Here is a 17767-nt window from a genome sequence, read left to right as displayed (position 1 = left end):
CTGCGTTGCCTATCTCGTGCGCCGGCGCATGACCGAACATCCCGCGCGGCTTGCGCGTGTGCGTTTCTTTTACATCCACCCGCTAAAAGGCGACGTTCAAGCGGTGCTGGCCGCGATCGCGCGCGCGGGCCACGCGGACCGCGACGAAGACGCCGCCGGCGCCATGCGCGCGGGGCTCGAACGCCTGCCGGATCTGGACGACGGCGCCGCGCCCGCGCCGGGAAGGGAGATCGCGTTCGAAGCGCTTGCCCACGCGCTCGACCGCCTGGGCGCGTCGTCGATGGGCATCCGCCGCAAGGTGATCGACGCGTGCGCGCACGCGGCGTTCGCCGACAAGTGGATCACCGTGGACGAGGCGGAGATGCTGCGCGTCGTGTCCGCCGCGCTCGGCTGCCCGCTCCCGCCGTTCGTGGAGACGTGGGAGACGCGCGAATAGTCTGGAAGTCTGGAAGTCTGGAAGGTCATCGCAAATCATTGTCGGCGGTACACGGAGGGCGCAGGGGAGACACGGAGGACACGGAGGCTTTTGTCCATTTGAAAAACGCGGCGTTCGTCGAAGCGGGAATGCCAAACAATACCGCGCGGAACCAATAAGCGCCGTGCGACAGGCATTCCCCATTCGCCTCTCTCCGTGTCCTCTGTGTCTCCCCTGTGCTCTCTGTGTACCGCCGAAAAAAACGCTCGCCTCAGCACCCGCACCCGCAGCCGTCGTCGTCATCGTCGTCGCCGAAAACTTCATCGTCCGGACGCTGGTGGTCCGGGCGCGTGGCGCCATCGTCGGTGTCGTCATCGTCGTCCGCGGGGGGGATGATGTCGCCGTCGTCGTCATCGCCGGCGTCATCGTCATCGTCGGCGTCGTCGTCGGTCGCATCGTCATCGTCGGCGTCGTCGTCATCGGCCGGGCGATCTTCGGGCAGGATCCACGGTGTGGGCAGGCCGAGGTTTCCCTCGTCGTCCTGCGCGCGCATCGCGAACGCGTAAACGCCGCCGGGCGCATCGGCGTCGAAGTCGATGCGCTGCCCGCCGCGCGAGGGCACCGGCGAGCCGATCGGTGCCGCGTGCTCGAACGCTTCGATCGGATCGCCCGCCGGCGGCGCGGTGATATAACGCACGTCGTACGTCATCGCGACGCCGCAGAAGTGATCGTCGCCGGGCGCCGTGACCTCGACGATGTATTTGCCAACGTCCTCGTCGTCGAAATAGACCTTCATGTCTTTCGGCGTCGCGGGCGGCAGCGTATCGACCCCGTAGAAGCCCGTGTTGCGCTCGTCGTGATGGAAGGTTCGCCACTCGGCGGCGAGTTCGTCCTCGCCGTTGCATGCGTCGCCCACGGTTTCCCACGCGAACAGGCGTCCCTCGAGCGTGTGCGCGACAAGCTCGGACTTGCCGTCCGCGTCCACATCGGCGACGGACACCGAGCTGAGGTGGCCGTTTTGCGTGTACTTCGGCCAGCCCGCGGGCGTCTCGCCGTCGGCGTTCCACGCGCGCACGAGGTAGCCGAGCGACGCGGAGATCGCCTCCTGCATGCCGTCGCCGTCCAGGTCGGCGATGACGGGGCTTTGCAAAAACTGCACGTCGTCGAGCTTGTGGCGCATGCGCGCGTTGCCCCAGCGGCCGAACTCCCAACCGGCGAGGTTGAACGACAGCAGGGCGAACTGCCCGTCGGTGATGTTCGCAAGGCCCGCGGTCGGCATGAAAAACCACGGATCCTCGTCGTCCGGGCGCATTTTGCCCCAGGAGGCGGACGCGGAGTCGGCAATATTCAGGCCGGTCAGCGCGGTACGCTCGATCGCAACGCCGTCCTCCCATTCGACCATCAGCGGCGGAAATCCGAAGCAGCCGACGCCGACGAACGCCTTGCCGTCCTTGACGTACACCGACGGCGTGCTCGTGGCGCCGGTTGTCATCGGCGGAATCGGAATTTCGTCACCGATCGGATCGGTCAGCGCCACGGGGAAGCCGGGCACGAAGGGACCGCCGGCGTGATCGTTGCCGTCGTGCCAGATGCCATAGAGCCGGCTTGTGATCTCGCCGCCGTCGTTGCACACCTCCGTCGTGCCGACGACGACGGAAGGGAAGTCCGAAAGCCCGGTGTCGTCGCTTGTCGGGTCCAGGATGCCGACGGCCGGCGTGCCGAGAATCGAGGCGGGTATCGCGCTTGAGCACACCCGATCGGGCGGCACGAGCCCGGGCGCGGACCGAACCAGCACGGGCCAGCCGGGCAGGCGGTCGGCCTCGCCGTCGGGCTCGGTGTCGAGCGGCGACCACACATACACCTTCTGGTCGTACGCGCCCGCGACGATGTCGAGCAATCCGTCGCCGTCCATGTCCGCGAGGATGGGGCTTGCGACAAAACGGTTGCCGTGCGCAAACGTGAGCGGCGTGTCGTTGTCCGGCTCGTCGGCCTCGACCGGGAAGCCCGGAACGAACGGGCCGCCCGGGTGGTTCGTGCCGTCGGGCCACACCGCGTACACGCGACCGGCCGTCGTCGCCACGACGACGATCGGGCGGCCGTCGCGGAAAAGATCGCCGATCGCCGGCGCGCCGCTCGATCCCTGATTGACGCCGTCCACCGGCGGCAGCTCGACCGGGAAACCGCTCATCATGGCGAACGCGCCGTTCGCGCCGATCTTGTACGCCTCGATCGTGCCGCTCGACGTGGCGACGACGATTTCGAGCTTGCCGTCCGCGTCGCCGTCGATATCGTAAAGAAGCGGCGCCCCTTCGCCCGCGCGGCCGATATCAAGCGGCATGCCCGGCATCCAGCCGGTGTCCGGATCGTCGTCGATGTTGAAGGCGATCGTCTTGCGCGTCTCGCCCATCACCACATCCGTGCCCTCGGCGTACCACGCGCGCACGCGCAGGTGGAAAGACTTGTCGAACGGGCCGTTTGCGATCGCGCGTAGCGAGTCGAGCGGATAGACGCTCGTGATGTCGAACGCGTCGATGAGGCCGTCGAGCGCGTCGCTCGTGCCTTGCGCGACCGCGGTGAACTCGTCCTCGTCCGGCTCGCCGCCGAGCGCGATCGCGATCTCCCAGTCGAACGTGCGGCCGCGCGCGGAAATCTCGCCGACCACCTCGACGAGCGGATCGCGCGTCGGGTCAATCGTCTCCCAGTAGCGCGGGCTCGTGACGCGCACGGCTGGCGGGATGCGTTCGGGGATACCGAGATCCGGCACGCCCAGGGCGAATAGGGCGCGCTCCGCGTTGACGCGGCCGTACCCCCAGTGGTTGTCCCAGCCTTCCTTGCAGCCGCCAGGCGTGAGCGTGAGGCAGTGGCTCGCCACGTCGTCCGCGGTCATCATCATGATCTGACGCACTTCCTCCGCTGATATGCCGATGCCGCGCTGCAAGGCGTACGAATAAATCAGGCCCGCCAGGCCCGCGCCGTTGCCGACCGCCTCCGAGCTGCACGCGCCCGTGGAGACGGTGATGTCGATGTGCGTTCCCCAGTTGGTGCAATAGCTTTCCGTGAAACCAAAGATGCCAAGCGAGATGTCGGGCGCAAGCTCGATGGGAGGAATCGGCAGCACCGCGTGCACGCTCATGACGTCATCCGACGCGGCGGGGTAGATGTGGTGATAGCCCCACTCGTCGCCGGATGCCGCGATCGACAGCACGCCCGCGTCGTGCGCCTCGCGAAACACGCCCATCGCCTCGTGCGAATAATCGACCGCGCCAAGCGGCACCATGATGACGCTCGCGCCCATGTCGAGCGCGTAGCGCGCGCCGGCGGCCATGGCGTCCGCGTCGCCGAGCACGGCGTCCGTGACGCGCACGACCATCACCGTGCAGTCGGGGCATACGCCGGGTTTGTCGCCCACGCCATTGCCGCCGGGCGCGGCCGCCGCGCTGGCGACAAGGCCGGAGTGCGTTCCTTCGGGGAACTGCGAGACGCCAAGCGGGGTGTTAACGTTGCGCAGAAAGTCCCAGCCGCTGATGTCGTCCACGAAGCCGTTGCCGTCCTCGTCGAGGCCGTTCGAAAACGCGTCGATGAGATCCTGCGGATCGACGTACGAGCGCCCGGAGTGATCGACGCGCGGATCGTTCAGGTAGTCCATCGACGAAAATCGCCCGTCGCCGTTGCAGTCGTACGCGCACGGCGTCGCGCCATCGAGCGGCGGCGGCAGCTCGCCCATGTTGATGAAAAAGCGGTCGTGCATCTCCGGACTGTGGAAGCTCGACAGGCCGTTGTCGATATCGGCGATCATGATCTCCGGCCGGCCCGTGTGGACCTTCCACGCGCCGGTGGCGTTGATACCGGGGATCGTCCAGGGCTCGGCGGGGTCGGTCGATTCGGGATCAAGCGGATTGAATCCAAGCAGCACGTTCGAGTTCGTGAAGATGCTCAGGATGTGTTGCGGATCGAAGACGGGTCTTGCGAGATCAAGGGGCACGTTCGGCACGAACCAGTTCAGGCCGGCGGGAAATTTGTCGTCGAAGGCGCCGCCGCCCGCGTCCTTCAGGTTCGCGGTGATCGAGACGCGATAGCGTCGGCCGAACATGAGGTTTCCGACCGGATTGATGACGACGGTGTCGTTGGCGACGTTCGTCGTGATGACGGCGATCGACGCGGAAACCGCGGTCCCGTTCGGATTCAGAAGGCGCACGTTGCCGGGCGTCGCCGTCGCGGGATTGATCGACTGATTGAAGACGAGAAAAACGTCCTCGTTCGGTTTCGTCTCGAAATCAAGGTAGTGCGGCGTCATATCCACGAGGGAAAACGCCAGGGCGTTGCCCGCGCAAAGCACGAGCGACGCGGCCAGCAAAAGGCGCGCGGGCGAAATCAACGGAACTCCCTCCCCAGGGCGAGCATTAAGACGCCGAAGTTTAGCCGATGATCGCCGCGCGGCAAATGTCGATGCGAGCCGTCAGCCATCAGCCGTCGGCAATCAATCGTCAGCGATCAGTCATCAGCAATCAGCCGCCATACGGCGCAAGCCGCCAAATTCGCTCGGTGTCCTCCGTGTCTCCTCCGTGCTCTCCGTGTACCGCCGAGAAAAAAATTCGCCGGGTCGTGCGCGGCGCGACCCGGCGTGATGGAGGTGATTGCGCGGCTTGCTGCCGCGGTCTTGCCCGGCGCAGGGCGCCGTTGGTTTCGATTCGAGGGCCGCGCGCTCGCCGGCGCCCGGCCGGGAGTCTAGCGGCCGATAACCGCCGAGGCGTTCGCGGAGTTTTCGGCTATACGCCCGTTAGCCCAGATTGACGCGCCAAGGGCGATGCCCATCCAGGCGACGATGAAGGCGACGAGAACAAGCCGCATGTTGATATGTATGGTCATCGCTTCTGCCTCCTTGTAATTCGCTCAAAGAGAAGTAAAAGCAATTGCGATGCCAATAGGGACTGCTACTGCAAGGCATTGATTATGTTGCAATAATCAGTTGCAGATCACCCGCGCGATGCCCGTCGCCGGAAGATTCGTAAACTTTTGAGAGAAAAGGTGAGTTTTCGGAATCAGTCGCGCGGTTCGCCGCCTGCGTTGCCCTCGTCCGAACGGGGCGCGGGTTCGTCGTCGCCCTCATCCGCGGGCGGGCTTGCCGGCTCGGCTGGCGGCGCGGGTTCGGTTTTCTTTTCGGGCTCCGCGTCCTCCGGTTCCTCGGGCGGCGGCCCGGGGTACGGATGGTGATGATACGGTCCGTATGGATGATGGCGGTGCCACATGCGTTCGTGGCGATCCCAGTTCTTCTTCACGTCCGCATCGGAGACGCCGCCGCCGAAGCCGAAAGCAAGGCGCACGAATCCGATATTATTGCGGAAGTCGGGCTCGTCGCCGTTTAAGTCCTCGCCGCCGTCGATGAGCCAGCCCGTCGAGATCGCGTCGACGAGCACGCCCGCGCGAAGGCCGGTCAGGAAAAATGCGAAGCCGCCGTGATCCCCGCGTGCGAACGGGTAAACGTAGTCGAAATGAAATGCGGCCTTCAGCGCGAATGAGCCGTAGGTGAGGTTGACGGACTCGTCGGTCGCGAGGCGAATCGTGCCGTCGCCCGCGTCGCCCATCGGGATGTACGACAGCCCGGCCTGCTCGGCGAACGGCAGGTCGACGTAATCGCCCTCCACGTCAAGCAGCGTGCCCGCGTACCCGAATCCGATGACGGGATAGCCGCGAAATCCCTTGAGATCCCACAGCAGGAATCCGAAATCGAGCGTGAACGTCGATGTTGTGAGCGAGGCGTCCATACGGTCGCCGCCGACCTCCTGCCGCGACACCGCGCCCGCGCCGCCGAGGATTAGCCGCTCAAAGATGACGCCGTAGATCTCGCCGCCGAAGGTCAGGGCCGAGTCGTTGAACTCGTCGGCGCCGGCCGGCGCGAGGTAGTCGTTGATGCCGGAGCTGTCGACGAAAAACGCACCGACGTGGATCGCCGCATGCCCGCCGTAGCCGATCTCCGTATCGAGCGCGTGCGCCGGCCCGGCAAACGCGAATGCAACGACGAATGTCAGGGCCGTAAGCGACAGCGCGCGGTCGGCTCGCACCGGCACGAATGTTCCTTTTCGATTCCGCGCCGAAGCAGGCGGGACGCCTGCGCTCCCGGCGCGCGAACCGACATTTCCGAATTTCCGATGTGCGTTCATGCGCCTGAATCTGCCACCGTCGCGGCGCGTTGTCACGCCGATTTTCGCGTTGCCCGATTCGCGCGCCGCGTGATAGACAACGCGCGCGGGAAAATTTTCCTTTCCGCATCCTCAAAACACGGGTCATATTGGCGCTTATGAAAGACCGACTCGCCGAAAACATCTCCGCCGTTCTTGCCGCGCTTGCCGCGGACAGCTATTTCCCGAACGCGGCGCCGCCGAATGTCGAATTGACGATCCCCAAACTGGAGGCGCACGGCGACTACGCGACCAACGTCGCGCTCATCGCCGCCAAGGGCGCGGGCAAGAACCCGCACGACGTCGCGCGCGAAATCGTCAAGCGCCTTGGCGATGCAGGCGGGCTCATCGAACGCACGCAGATCGCGGGACCGGGATTCATCAATTTCTTTTTGAAGAAGGCCGGGCTGTTCGATGTCATCCGCCGCGTCGCGGCCGAGCGCTATCACTTCGGGCGAGTGGACGACGGCGCGGACCGGCGCGTGCTCGTCGAATTCGTTTCCGCGAATCCCACGGGGCCGTTGCACATCGGCCACGGGCGCGGCGCGGTGACGGGCGATGCACTTTCCCGCGTGCTCGCGGCGGCCGGCTTTCACGTCTCTCGCGAGTACTACATCAACGACGCCGGCGTGCAGATCGAAACGCTGGGCCGATCGACGTGGCTGCGTTACCGGCAGCTCATCGACAAAAAGAACGAGCCGCTTGCCGACGGGCTCTACCAGGGCGCGTATATCCGCGAGCACGCCCGGGCGCTGCGCGCCGAGCGCGGCGGCGGCCTGACCGAGGCCGACATTCCGATGATCGCGCAGTTCGCTGCCGGGCGGATCCTGAAGGAGATCGAGGACGACCTCGCCGCCATCGGCGTCACGTTCGATCATTTCTATTCCGAACGCTCGCTGCACGAGCGGGGGCTGGTGCGCCAGAAGCTCGAGGCTCTGAAGGCGAGCGGCCTCGCATTCGAGCAGGACGGCGCGTTGTGGTTTCGCAGCACGCATTACGGCGACGAGAAGGACCGCGTGCTGGTGAAGTCCACGGGCGAGACGACGTACCTCGCGGCGGACGTCGCGTATCACGGCGACAAGATCGACCGCGGGTTCGATCAGCTTATCGACATCTGGGGCGCGGATCACCACGGCTACATCGCGCGCATGAAAGCGGCGATCGGCGCGCTCGGCCGCGACCCGCACATGCTGACGTGTTTGCTGATCCAGATGGTGAACCTGCTACGCGGCGGCGAGCGCGTTTCGATGAGTACGCGCGCGGGCGAGTTCGTGACGCTGCGCGAGTTGACCGGGGAAGTCGGCGCGGACGCGACACGCTTTTTCTTTTTAATGCGCCGGCACGATTCGCAGCTCGATTTCGACGTCGATCTCGCGAAGGACCGCTCGAACAAGAACCCCGTCTTTTACGTGCAATACATGCACGCGCGCATCTGCTCGGTGTTCGCCAAGGCGGCCGAAGCGGGCATCGACGTGCCGGACGCGGACGCGATCCTCGCCGCGGGCGCGGGCGGCGATAACATCGGCGACGCAATGCCGATCGTGGAGACCATCCTCGCGAAGCCGAAGGGCGACGCGGGCATCAATCTTTCACGCCTCGGCGAATCGGAGGAGGTTCAAATCGCGCAGCACCTCGCGGAATTGCCGAACGTCGTGCGCCGCGCCGCGCTCGACCGCGAGCCGCACCGGCTGACAGTGTACGTCATGGAACTCGCGGGCATGTTCCACCCGTATTACTTCCAGCACCGCATCATCTCCGACGACGCCGAACTCACGCGCACGCGCCTCGCGTTCCTCTGGGCGATCCGCCAGGCGACGCGCAATGTGCTGGCGATACTGGGGATCAGCGCGCCGGAGACGATGTAGGAAGAGGCTGAAAGGCTGGTAGACTGGAAGGCTGGAAATCTGGAAGGCTGAAAGGCTATTGCAATACGGATCGGCAACAATTTCGTAGCGGTGTTATCTGGCGCGTGCTTCCGTCATCCTGAGCGAAGCGAAGGATCTGGCGCGCCCCAGGTAGAAGGAGCGTGAAATGAATCGCAATTATCTCGGTGATGCTCTTGATTTTTGGAAGCGCGCGATGTTTGCATATCTGCGCGAGAAAGGTGCGATCCGGAATCTGCAAGTCGTGCCGATGTTTCCGCGCACATCGGAAGCAACAGAGACCGACGAATTGAAAATCGCGTACGCGAGAATTCTTGGCGTATCACCGTCGAATATTCTTGAAGCCGGAGAGAAGCCGATCGGCGATGTTTTTATCGATCCGGACACCGGCGTCGCGGCGGGGACGGCGTCTCGAAAACACGTTTCCGCGCGCGTTTGTCATGATTTTCTTTCGAAGGAACCGTCGAATGTGGTGATGGTATATCAGCACGCGGCGCGCGAGACGGATTGGTGCGAAACTCGCTTGAATATTTTGCGCGGAGGCGACATTCCCGCGTGCGCGTACCACGGGACCGGAGTCGCGTTGTTGTTTTTGTCGAACGACGCGAGCCGGATCGAGAGTATTTGCGTCGCGCTGTCCGAATTGCTGGGATCCGCCGCGGCCGCACGGTTGATCAAAGGTGGCGAGTTAACGGCGTCGTCTGGGGCAGGGCCAGATCCTTCGCTTCGCTCAGGATGACGAGGTGGCGCTCAGGATGACGTAACGCGGACTCGGTTTGACGGTGTAAACGCCGGGCGACGAAAGCAACAACGACAAAAAGCGGCCTGATTCATCACTCTTTTGCGTCCGCTTCGCGTTCTTCGCGTCTTCGCGGTGAATGCTCTCCGCGATGACCTTCCAGCCTTTCAGCCTTCCAGTCTTTCGGCCTACTCCGCGTCCTCACATCTCCCCGAACCCGTGTTCTTCCGCCTCGTCGAGTAGCCGGCGCTCGTCGTCGGTCAGGCGGTCGAGGGCGTCTTTGGCGCGGTAGATCATGCCGAGGTTGTCGCACGCTTTCATGCACGCGATCTCGGCGAAGTAGGGGTCGTCCTTGGGAAGGTTGATCGCCTTCTCGCGGAACTCGCGGTAGGCGTCGCCTGTCCATACATCGAGGAAGGCGTCGCTCTTGAGGTTGCCCATCGGCTTCTTGTAGCCCTTGCAGCACGGGACGACCGCGCCGTCGGTGCCGATGCGCGTGTACGTCCAGCCGATATTGCACGCCAGGTTGCGCGTCGCCTCGCCGTCGTATCCGCCGGTCGACGCGTCGCGGCTCGTGATGCGCCGGTAGAACGCGCCAAAGCCAAGGATTGACAAGAACGGCACGGGAACAACGAAACGTTCCTTGTCGATGCTGCATTTGTTCTGCACGGGGCAGGCCGTACACTCCTCGACGGGGTACTGGAAGATGAGCGCGTTTTCTTCCTTGTTGTCCTCGGTGACGTCAAGGCGCCAGCTCTTGCGTTCGCACAGCACGTCAAAGCGGCGGATGTCGTCGAGCTCGTATTTGAAATCCCACGACACCGCGCCGTACTTCACGAACCGCGCGAACTCCTTGCCCTCGCCGGTATTCTCCGCGGAGCGCGGCGTCTGGTTCGGATCGAGTTCCAGGTAGTCGTCGCGGCGCGTCAGGCCGTCGAGCTGCGTGCCGATCAATTCGCGATCCTGCGCGGTGATGGCGAGCGCGTCGGATTTGCCCGCGATGATATCGACCGGCGTGAACTCCACGTGATCGACGAGCGCGTCGAGCGCGAAGCTGATCATGTCGTCGATGCCGCCCGCGTTCACATGATTGATGACGTTGTAGATCTTCACGTGCGGGCGGAATCTTTTCTGCCGCTTTTTCTCCGCGTGCATATTCTTGAGCGACGCGCGGATCGCCTCGAACACCTTGGGTTTGGTTCCCGGGTGCGTCTTTTCGTACATGTCCGCGGTGCCGGCCCAGACGCTGACGGTCAGGTTGTCGAGGCCAAGCTCGACGAGCTTCTTGACGTTCTTGTCCGTCAGCATCGTGCCGTTGGTGATGACCGTGCAGCGCAGGCCGTGGCTTTTCACGCGCGCGACGATGGCCAGGAAATCCGGATGCAGCATCGGATCGCCCGCGCCGGAGAACTGCACCATCTCGGCGCCGGCGCGCGCGGCGTCATCGATCGCCTTCAGCACGGTTTTCGTCGCGAGCGTGCGCCGGAACATCTCGCCGGTCCAGCGGTCGCCGCCCATCTCGTACCCGTGGTTCCAGCACCCGACGCAGTGCAGATTGCACTTGTTGGTCAGGTCGATTTCCAGAATCTTCGGGCCGGCGTAGACACGCTCCTGGCTCCGGATCCCCGCCAGGTGCAGGTTGCGGGAGAGGAATTTGACAGGCGTGATTTCCTGGACGTGCCCGTTCCCGTTGGCGGGTTCGGCGTGGCCGTTGGAATGCACGGGATGCACCGGATGGACATCATGGACCGAATGGACTGAATGGACGGAAGACGCCTTCGCGCCATTGCCCGTGACCGTGCCCATTCCCGAAACGGTCCCCGCGCCGGCGTACGCCGCGTCGCCGCCAGGAGTGCCGTAAGTCTTTGCCATGATCTCGGCCGCGCTTTTCGCGTTGAGGAAAGTCTCCGCGGTGCCGTAGTCGAGGTCCTTCTCGCGCTTGAAGTCCTCTTCGAGCGTGGGCACGCGAATCGTCTTGCCCTTTTCGCCGAACGCGCCCGGATCGAAGCTGCCGAGATTGTTGATTTGCCGGATCAAGCGCGCGAAACGCTCGGCCACCGGCAGGTTCTCGGATTTCGATTCGGCGGCGAGTTCGTTCTGCTTGCCCTCGGTGAGGTTCGTCTCCAGGCATTCCTTGCCGAGCTTCTGCACGAGCGCGAGCACGCGGCGGATGCGGTTTTTGCGCTCGTCGATCGACAGGCCGTTTCCGTCCGTCCAGAGGTAATGGAAGTCGTCCTTCGGCAGCGACATCCCCCACTTGCCGGCCTGCACATGCAGTTCGGTGCCCGTGATGATGACGCACGCGTTGATCGACTTGATCTGGTCGATCCACGGCGCGTTGGCCTCGATCATCTCCAGCGTCTTTTGAAAATCCTCTTCCGTCTCGCCGGGGAAACCGACGATGCAGAACATGCATGTCTTGATGCCCGCGTCGTGCGCGTCGCGGAAAACCTTCGTCGCGCTCTCGACGGTGAACAGCTTGCCCTTGTTCATGAGCGCAAGCACGTTGTCCGAACCGACCTCGAGGCCAAGCTGCAACTCGAAGCAGCCCGCCGCCTTCAGTTTGCGCAATAATTCCGGCGTCAGGTTTTTCATCGGCGCGGCCTCCGCATTCCAGCGGATCGGCAACTTCGCCTCGATGATCATGTCACAGAGCTTGTCGAGCATCTTCGGCCGGCCGTTCAGGATGTTGTCGGAGATCGTGAAACTGCGATATCCGAGAACCTCCACGTCGTATTTCAGCTCGGCGAAGATGTGCTCCGCGGTGCGGCTGCGGTACGTGCCCGCCAAGTCCTTGCCCTTGCAATACACGCATTTCGCCACGCACCCGCGCGACCACTCCAGCACGAGCGAATTGCCGTGGTACTGCGTCATGTCGAAATGCTTGTAGGTGGGGAAGGGGACCGAATCCAGGTCCGCGATCGAGCCGCGCGGCGTGTAGTCGAGCGACGCGTCGTCATTCAGCACGATAACGCCGGGGATGCCGCGGATCGATCGGCCGTCCTTCACCGCGCGCACGCAGTCAAGCAGCGTCTCCTCGCCCTCGCCGACGATGTATCCGTCGATCTCGTGGCCCGCGCGCTCAAAGAAAATCGTCCGGTAGTCGGGCGTGAACATCGCCGGTCCGCCGAGCACGATCGTGACCTCCGGCGCGCGTTTTCGGAGCATGTGAACGAGCTCGACCGCGCAGCGCTCCTTCGGATCGACCACGGAAACGCCGACGAGCTTCGGATCGTGCGCGAGAATTTCGTCCACCGCGTCGTCTAGGTATTTGCGCAGGCCAAAGAGCAGGACTTCCCACGTGTCGTCGTTTGACCAGTAGTTCTTGTTCTCGACGTGCCACAGGAGCTTCCATTCCTCGGGTGCGCGGTTGTACCAGGCGACGTTGTAGTCCACGACCTTCGTCGCGAACCCGCGCGAATCCAGATACGACGCCAGCACCGCGGGCCCGCACGGCGGGTTGGTGAAACCCCACGGCGGCAGGTTGACGATGACGACATCGATATCCGTCTCGAGGCTCTTGTCGTGGATTCGCTGGCGGACGCGCGCCTCCATGCGGCGCACCGGGTGGTAGCGCGGCACGAAAAAGTCGTAGTTGAAAACCACGTCGAGCCCGGCGACCCAGATCGCCATCTCGATCGCGCGCGTCTTGCGCCAGTTTTCGTTGTTGAACCCGCACGCGCTCCAGGTGTGCTCGTGCCCGCCGTCGGGCAGCATGATCTCGTACTTTTGCGGAAACAGTTCGAACGCGGTGCGCGAGAGCACCCGCACCGGCAGCACCGTGTCGATCACGTCGATATGCGGTTCGGCCTGCTTGAGCAGCCGTGCGGTGCGGTAGAAGTCTTCCTGCTTTTCGCATGGCGCGCCGACCATGATGTTGACGTGCGTCTCGATGCCGGCCTCGTGCGCGTCGCGCAGATTCTCCATCGCGACCCGCGCGGTGTACGGGCGGCCAAGCTGCGTCAAGACGCGGTCCGAAAGCGACTCGATGCCGAACGTCAGCGCGCGGCAGCCCGCCGCCTTCATCTTGCGATACAGGTCCGCGGTCATCTCCGAGGTCGGGGCGATATCCGCGTGCCAGTGGATCGGGATCTTCGCGTCGATCAGCAAATCGCACATCTCGCGCAACTGTTTCGGGTTGCCGTTGATGATGAGATCCTGAAAGCGGAATCCGCGGACGTCGAAGCGGCGGAACGCGTCGCGCATCTCCTCAAACACCGCCTGCGCGGGGCGATAGCGCGCGGGACCTTCCTTCGGCTGATCGCCGCAGTGCGCGCAGCGATACCGGCAGCCGCGCGATGCGCGGATGTTGTATTGCCCGCCGTAATCGACCGGGTGCAGCTCGCGATAATCCGGCGCGGGCATGAGATCCAGGTGTTTCATCGGCTCGCGCGGGATCAGCTTCTTGTTCCCGTCCGGTTGCAGATAACGCACGCCGCGCAGCGTATCGATCGAATCGCCGCGCACGATGCGGGCGGTCAGATCCGCAAGGCTTTCCTCCGGCTCGCCGGTCACCATGTAATCGCACACGGTGTCCGCGTGGATGCTGCGCTCGACGAAACTCCCCGGCACGGAGCCGAACAGGATCGTCTTGCGTTCGGGGTCCCTGGCGCGAATCATCTCGAGGATGATTTTCGTCAGATAGTTGTTTCCGCGCTCGGCATAAAGCGCGATCGCCCTGGACTTGCGGGCAAGCAGGCGGTCGGCCATCGCCGCGGCGTCCAGGCCGATCGTTTCCATGCGCTGGCGCAGGTTGTCCGGATGCGCCCACTCGTCGCGCCGGCCCGCGTCCCAGAATCCGCGCTGATCCGCGGACGCCTTTCGATACGCGTGGATGTTCAGATCGACAACCGCGTTCGCGATGCCGCGCGCGGCCAGGTACGACGAGGTTTGCGCCAGTTGATACGGCGGCGCGGAAACGTCGATCGGCGGCGCGACGCCAAGCACGATATCGACGGACTCCTTCTTGCGCGCCACGTCCGGGCTTTCGAAGTAGTAGTTCGTCTGGCGGACCTTGGTGCCCATCAGGCGCAGCACGTCGAGGATCTGCCCGAGCCACTCCATGCGTTTTTCAAACGTGTTCGCGCCGTCGGTGGTCTGCCAGGAGACTTCCCACCAGTCGGGGTCCTCCGCCGTCGCGATGCCGAACTTTTCGAATTTGTCGTGCAGGATGCTGTATTCGATGAGGTTGCACGTATTGCAAACGCACACCTCGTTGATGAGCTGCGCGTTGCCGGCGAGAAACTCGATGGTCTCGCCGATCGTCTGGTCGGTTTCGCCGGGGAAGCCGACGACGATGTTGACCCAAAGGTTGATGCCCGCTTCGCGGATGTCCTTGAGCACGCGGCGGCAGGTGGCCATTTTGTAGCCCTTGCCCATCTTCTTAACCATCGCCTCGGAGCCGGACTCCACGCCGAGCGTCAGCGTGTGGCATCCGGCCGAGCGCAGGTTCGAGAGGATGGAGGGTTGCAGCGCCTCGGAGATGATCGCGTTCGCGTTCCAGCGAATCTCCTCGCCCCACTCGCGCACCATGTTACAGAAGCGGTCGATCTCCTCGATGTTGTAGTTGATCTGAAGATCGTTGAACGAGAAGTCGCGCACGCCGAGCACCTCGACGTGATGCTTGATCTCCTCGAACAGGATTTCCGCCGTGCGGTTGCGCTGCGGGCCCATGATGACACGGTCGTTGCAGAACAGGCAGTGCGCCTTGCACCCGCGCGACGTGACGATGGGCAGGTTCGGCGTCTTGTACTGCGAAAGATCGAAGTCCTCGAACGTCGGCCAGGGGAAGACGTCGAGCCGCTCCACCGGCTTGCGCTGCGTGATCTCCGAATAGGTGTATTCGCCGACGGACATCACGCCCGGAACATCGGTGACCGGCCGGGATTCGCGGCGCGCGCGCAGAAGCTCGATCAGCGTGTTCTCGCCCTCCGGCCCCATCGCGAAAACGTCCACGAGCGCCTGCTCGAAAACGCGTGCGGCCTTTTGCGCGTACACGCCCATGCCGCCGACCACCACGAACGCTTCGGGCTTGCGCGCCTTGAGGCGGCGGATGATCTCCTGCGTCATGTTGCGGTTGTCGGAGTGGACCGAGAAGCCGTAAACGTCGGCCTCGGACGCGATGAGATCCTCCACACACGCCTCGAGCGATTCGCGGTACTTCTCCCACGTCGAGGCGATCATCGACGGCCAGACCCACTGCGTCTTGGTGTCCATGTTCCAGTTGTCGCGCTCGATTTCGTCGACGGCGCGATAGACCCGGATGTTGTAGTCGCGCACGGTCACCGAAAAACCGGCCGCGCGCGCCGAGGCCGTCAGGCTCGCCAGCGAAAGCGGCGGCGACTCCGGCCCGTAGGGCGGACACATCGCAAGCAGCAGATCGAACTTTTCAGGCATCAGACGACGCAATTCCCCTTATTCACGGGTAGCATGGCATCGTAGCGGAACGCGCGCCGCGCGCGCAAGGTGAATCGCCCGATTCGGCGGAAGGAAATACGTAAGCGGCATCGCGGGATACAATAAGCGCGCTCCGCGAAATGGGTGTGTTCGCCGGCCGCGGGATCGTGTTATTGAGTCAGTGGGTCACGCCGTGGATGACTCAAGGAAACGAACCATGACTGACAAGCGATCAAAGCCCTCGCGCGGCCGGAAAAAACGCGCGACGAAAAGCGAAACCACCCTGCGCCGCCAGGCACGCGAGAAGGACATCGCGTTGCAACAGCGCGCCATGAAAAAAATAACCGTCTCGGATCCCTACGAGATCAACGCAATCATTGACGAAGCGGCGAGGCCGGAACGCAAAGACCGCTGAGGCTTACGCCCTCCGCGCCGACGCCACCCACGTCACGCCCGGAAGCGCGACGCCGCCGTCAGTCTGATATTCCTCGTACGCGAAGACGATGTCCTCGTGGATCGCGTCGAGTTTATCCGGTGGGGCTTTCGCGAGAGTCGCGGCGATCGGCCCGGCCAGATCCAGAAGAAAGCCGAGCGCCTGCCGCGCGGACAGGAACGGTCCCCATTGCACCGGCTGTTCGGCGATCTCCACGTCCGTGAATCCCGCCTTTTCGAGAACCGACGCAAGCCGCCGCCCGTCGCCGAACGCGAAAATGCCGGGCATGTCCGGCGGCGGCGCGGGCAGTTTGAGGTGCTCGCGGATGATCATCGCCGGCGTCGAGGCCCAAACGTTGCGCTCCGGCTCCGCCCAACACGCGACCGCGATGCGTCCGCCGGGCTTGAGCGCCTCGCGGCAATGCGAAAGGCACGCGACCGGATCGGGCATGAACATGAGGCCCCAGCGGATCGTCACCGCGTCGAAGCTCTCCGGCGGCACCGACAGCGCCTCGCCGTCCAGGCAATCGAACACGACGTTCGCAAGGCCGCGACGCCGCGCCTTCTCGCGCGCGTACGCGAGCATCGGTTCGACGAAATCCGTCGCCAGCACCGAGCCGTTCGGTCCCACGTGCGCCGCGATGGTAAGCGCCGGTTCGCCCGTGCCGGATGCGATATCCAGCACGCGGTGCTTCGGGCCGATCCCCGCCAGGGTGACAAGGCGCGCCGCGACGGGCGCCGCGCTTCGCATCAGAAGCTCGTCCCATTTTTCCCACCCGGGCGCGACGCTCGTCCAGTTCGAAAGCTCGCGTTGCTTCAGATCGATGCTGTCCATGACGCGCTCTCCTTCTCGTTCGGTGCGTGCGACGCACCGGCTTCCGCATTCGGGTCAGACGAAATTCCGTGAGCGCACCTTTTGGCAGATTTTCGAAGCGAGAGCGGTGAATCCGCTCACGGCATAAGCGAATTGAGCGCGATAGTGTGTTTTTTGGAAATCAACGCGTCCGGGTTTTTTGCTCCCAACCGTTTCCGCGATCATTCCCAAGGAGGTCATCGATGCCGACCGATACATTGAAAGAGCTGTTTTTGAACGAGGTGCGGGACATCTACTACGCTGAAAAAGAAATCCTGAAGACGCTTCCGAAGATGGCCAAGGCCGCGGCCAACGAACGCCTTCGCACCGCGTTCGAGTCGCACCGCCGCCAGACCGAAGGGCAGGTCGAGCGCCTGGAGCGTATCTTCAAGGACCTCGGCGTCTCGGCGCGCGGCAAGACCTGCCCGGCGATCGAGGGGCTCAAGGAAGAGGGCGCCGCGATCATCCGCGACAAGGGCGATTCCGCCGTGCGCGACGCGGGCCTCATCGTCACCGGCCAGAAGGTGGAACACTACGAGATCGCCACCTACGGCACGCTGCACACCTGGGCGGAGCTGATGGGCATGACGAGCGCCGCCGAGCTACTGCGGCAGACGCTCGACGAGGAAAAGGCCGCTGATCGCCTGCTCAACGACATTGCCCGCGAGACAAACCGGCGCGCCTACGGAGAGGAGGCCGAAGCGGTCGACCGAGACCTGCTGCGCTCGGAGAACGAAGGCTACGGCGTCGCGCAGGATGTCGCCGCCGAGGAAAACGAAGACGAAGAGCCATACGACGAAGATTGGGACGAGGAAACGGACGAGGATGAGGACGAGGAAACGGACGAGGATGAGGACAAGGAATAGGAAAGAG

Annotated in this window: 10 protein-coding genes; 5 read left to right on the top strand and 5 right to left on the bottom strand. The window is 64.0% G+C overall.

Annotated elements, in window-relative coordinates:
- Positions 1-436 (top strand): hypothetical protein (locus tag K8I61_14870; protein MBZ0273319.1); only part of this gene is annotated, 436 nt, incomplete at its 5' end.
- Between the two features lie 250 nt (positions 437-686).
- On the opposite strand, the gene K8I61_14865 is transcribed toward K8I61_14870, so the two are convergent.
- The 3 genes from K8I61_14865 to K8I61_14855 form a co-directional block, all read right to left on the bottom strand.
- The gene (locus K8I61_14865) at positions 687-4790 is read right to left on the bottom strand and encodes a S8 family serine peptidase (GenBank protein ID MBZ0273318.1); all 4104 of its coding nucleotides are present in this window, start codon (positions 4788-4790) and stop codon (positions 687-689) included.
- Between the two features lie 350 nt (positions 4791-5140).
- Positions 5141-5281 carry a hypothetical protein gene (locus K8I61_14860; protein MBZ0273317.1) on the bottom strand — a complete coding sequence of 47 codons (141 nt, stop codon included), beginning with the start codon at positions 5279-5281 and terminating at the stop codon, positions 5141-5143.
- 173 nt (positions 5282-5454) lie between these two features.
- Positions 5455-6480: a hypothetical protein gene (locus K8I61_14855; protein ID MBZ0273316.1), complete on the bottom strand. Its 1026-nt coding sequence runs from the start codon at positions 6478-6480 to the stop codon at positions 5455-5457.
- A 230-nt stretch (positions 6481-6710) separates the two neighbouring features.
- On the opposite strand from K8I61_14855, the gene argS reads away from it, so the two are divergent.
- Both argS and K8I61_14845 read left to right on the top strand, forming a co-directional pair.
- Positions 6711-8456: an arginine--tRNA ligase gene (gene argS, locus K8I61_14850; protein ID MBZ0273315.1), complete on the top strand. Its 1746-nt coding sequence runs from the start codon at positions 6711-6713 to the stop codon at positions 8454-8456.
- A gap of 166 nt (positions 8457-8622) precedes the next feature.
- On the top strand, positions 8623-9213 hold the full coding sequence (locus K8I61_14845; protein ID MBZ0273314.1) for a hypothetical protein: 591 nt from the start codon (positions 8623-8625) through the stop codon (positions 9211-9213).
- Between the two features lie 201 nt (positions 9214-9414).
- Here K8I61_14845 and K8I61_14840 read toward each other — a convergent pair whose 3' ends face one another.
- A complete protein-coding gene (locus K8I61_14840; protein MBZ0273313.1) occupies positions 9415-15609 on the bottom strand; it encodes a radical SAM protein in 6195 nt (2064 codons plus the stop codon).
- Between the two features lie 181 nt (positions 15610-15790).
- Here K8I61_14840 and K8I61_14835 point away from each other — a divergent pair, with 181 nt between their 5' ends.
- Entirely contained in the window at positions 15791-16024 is a 234-nt protein-coding gene (locus K8I61_14835; protein ID MBZ0273312.1) for a hypothetical protein, read from the top strand.
- 3 nt (positions 16025-16027) lie between these two features.
- On the opposite strand, the gene K8I61_14830 is transcribed toward K8I61_14835, so the two are convergent.
- Positions 16028-16876: a class I SAM-dependent methyltransferase gene (locus K8I61_14830; GenBank protein ID MBZ0273311.1), complete on the bottom strand. Its 849-nt coding sequence runs from the start codon at positions 16874-16876 to the stop codon at positions 16028-16030.
- Positions 16877-17097: 221 nt separating this feature from the next.
- Between K8I61_14830 and K8I61_14825 the strand changes: the two genes are divergently transcribed.
- Positions 17098-17760: a ferritin-like domain-containing protein gene (locus tag K8I61_14825; GenBank protein ID MBZ0273310.1), complete on the top strand. Its 663-nt coding sequence runs from the start codon at positions 17098-17100 to the stop codon at positions 17758-17760.
- Positions 17761-17767 lie beyond the last annotated feature (7 nt).

The sequence above is a fragment of the bacterium genome, assembly GCA_019912885.1.
GTDB lineage: Bacteria > Lernaellota > Lernaellaia > JACKCT01 > JACKCT01 > JAIOHV01.
The sequence above is the reverse complement of the archived record's forward strand: the minus strand, read 5'-3'. Positions and strand labels throughout refer to the sequence as shown.

Coding starts and splice junctions, on each gene's coding strand:
- K8I61_14830 (MBZ0273311.1), bottom strand. CDS start 16,876: ATGGACAGCATCGATCTGAAGCAACGCGAGCTTTCGAACTGGACGAGC.
- K8I61_14840 (MBZ0273313.1), bottom strand. CDS start 15,609: ATGCCTGAAAAGTTCGATCTGCTGCTTGCGATGTGTCCGCCCTACGGG.
- K8I61_14860 (MBZ0273317.1), bottom strand. CDS start 5,281: ATGACCATACATATCAACATGCGGCTTGTTCTCGTCGCCTTCATCGTC.
- argS (MBZ0273315.1), top strand. CDS start 6,711: ATGAAAGACCGACTCGCCGAAAACATCTCCGCCGTTCTTGCCGCGCTT.
- K8I61_14825 (MBZ0273310.1), top strand. CDS start 17,098: ATGCCGACCGATACATTGAAAGAGCTGTTTTTGAACGAGGTGCGGGAC.
- K8I61_14845 (MBZ0273314.1), top strand. CDS start 8,623: ATGAATCGCAATTATCTCGGTGATGCTCTTGATTTTTGGAAGCGCGCG.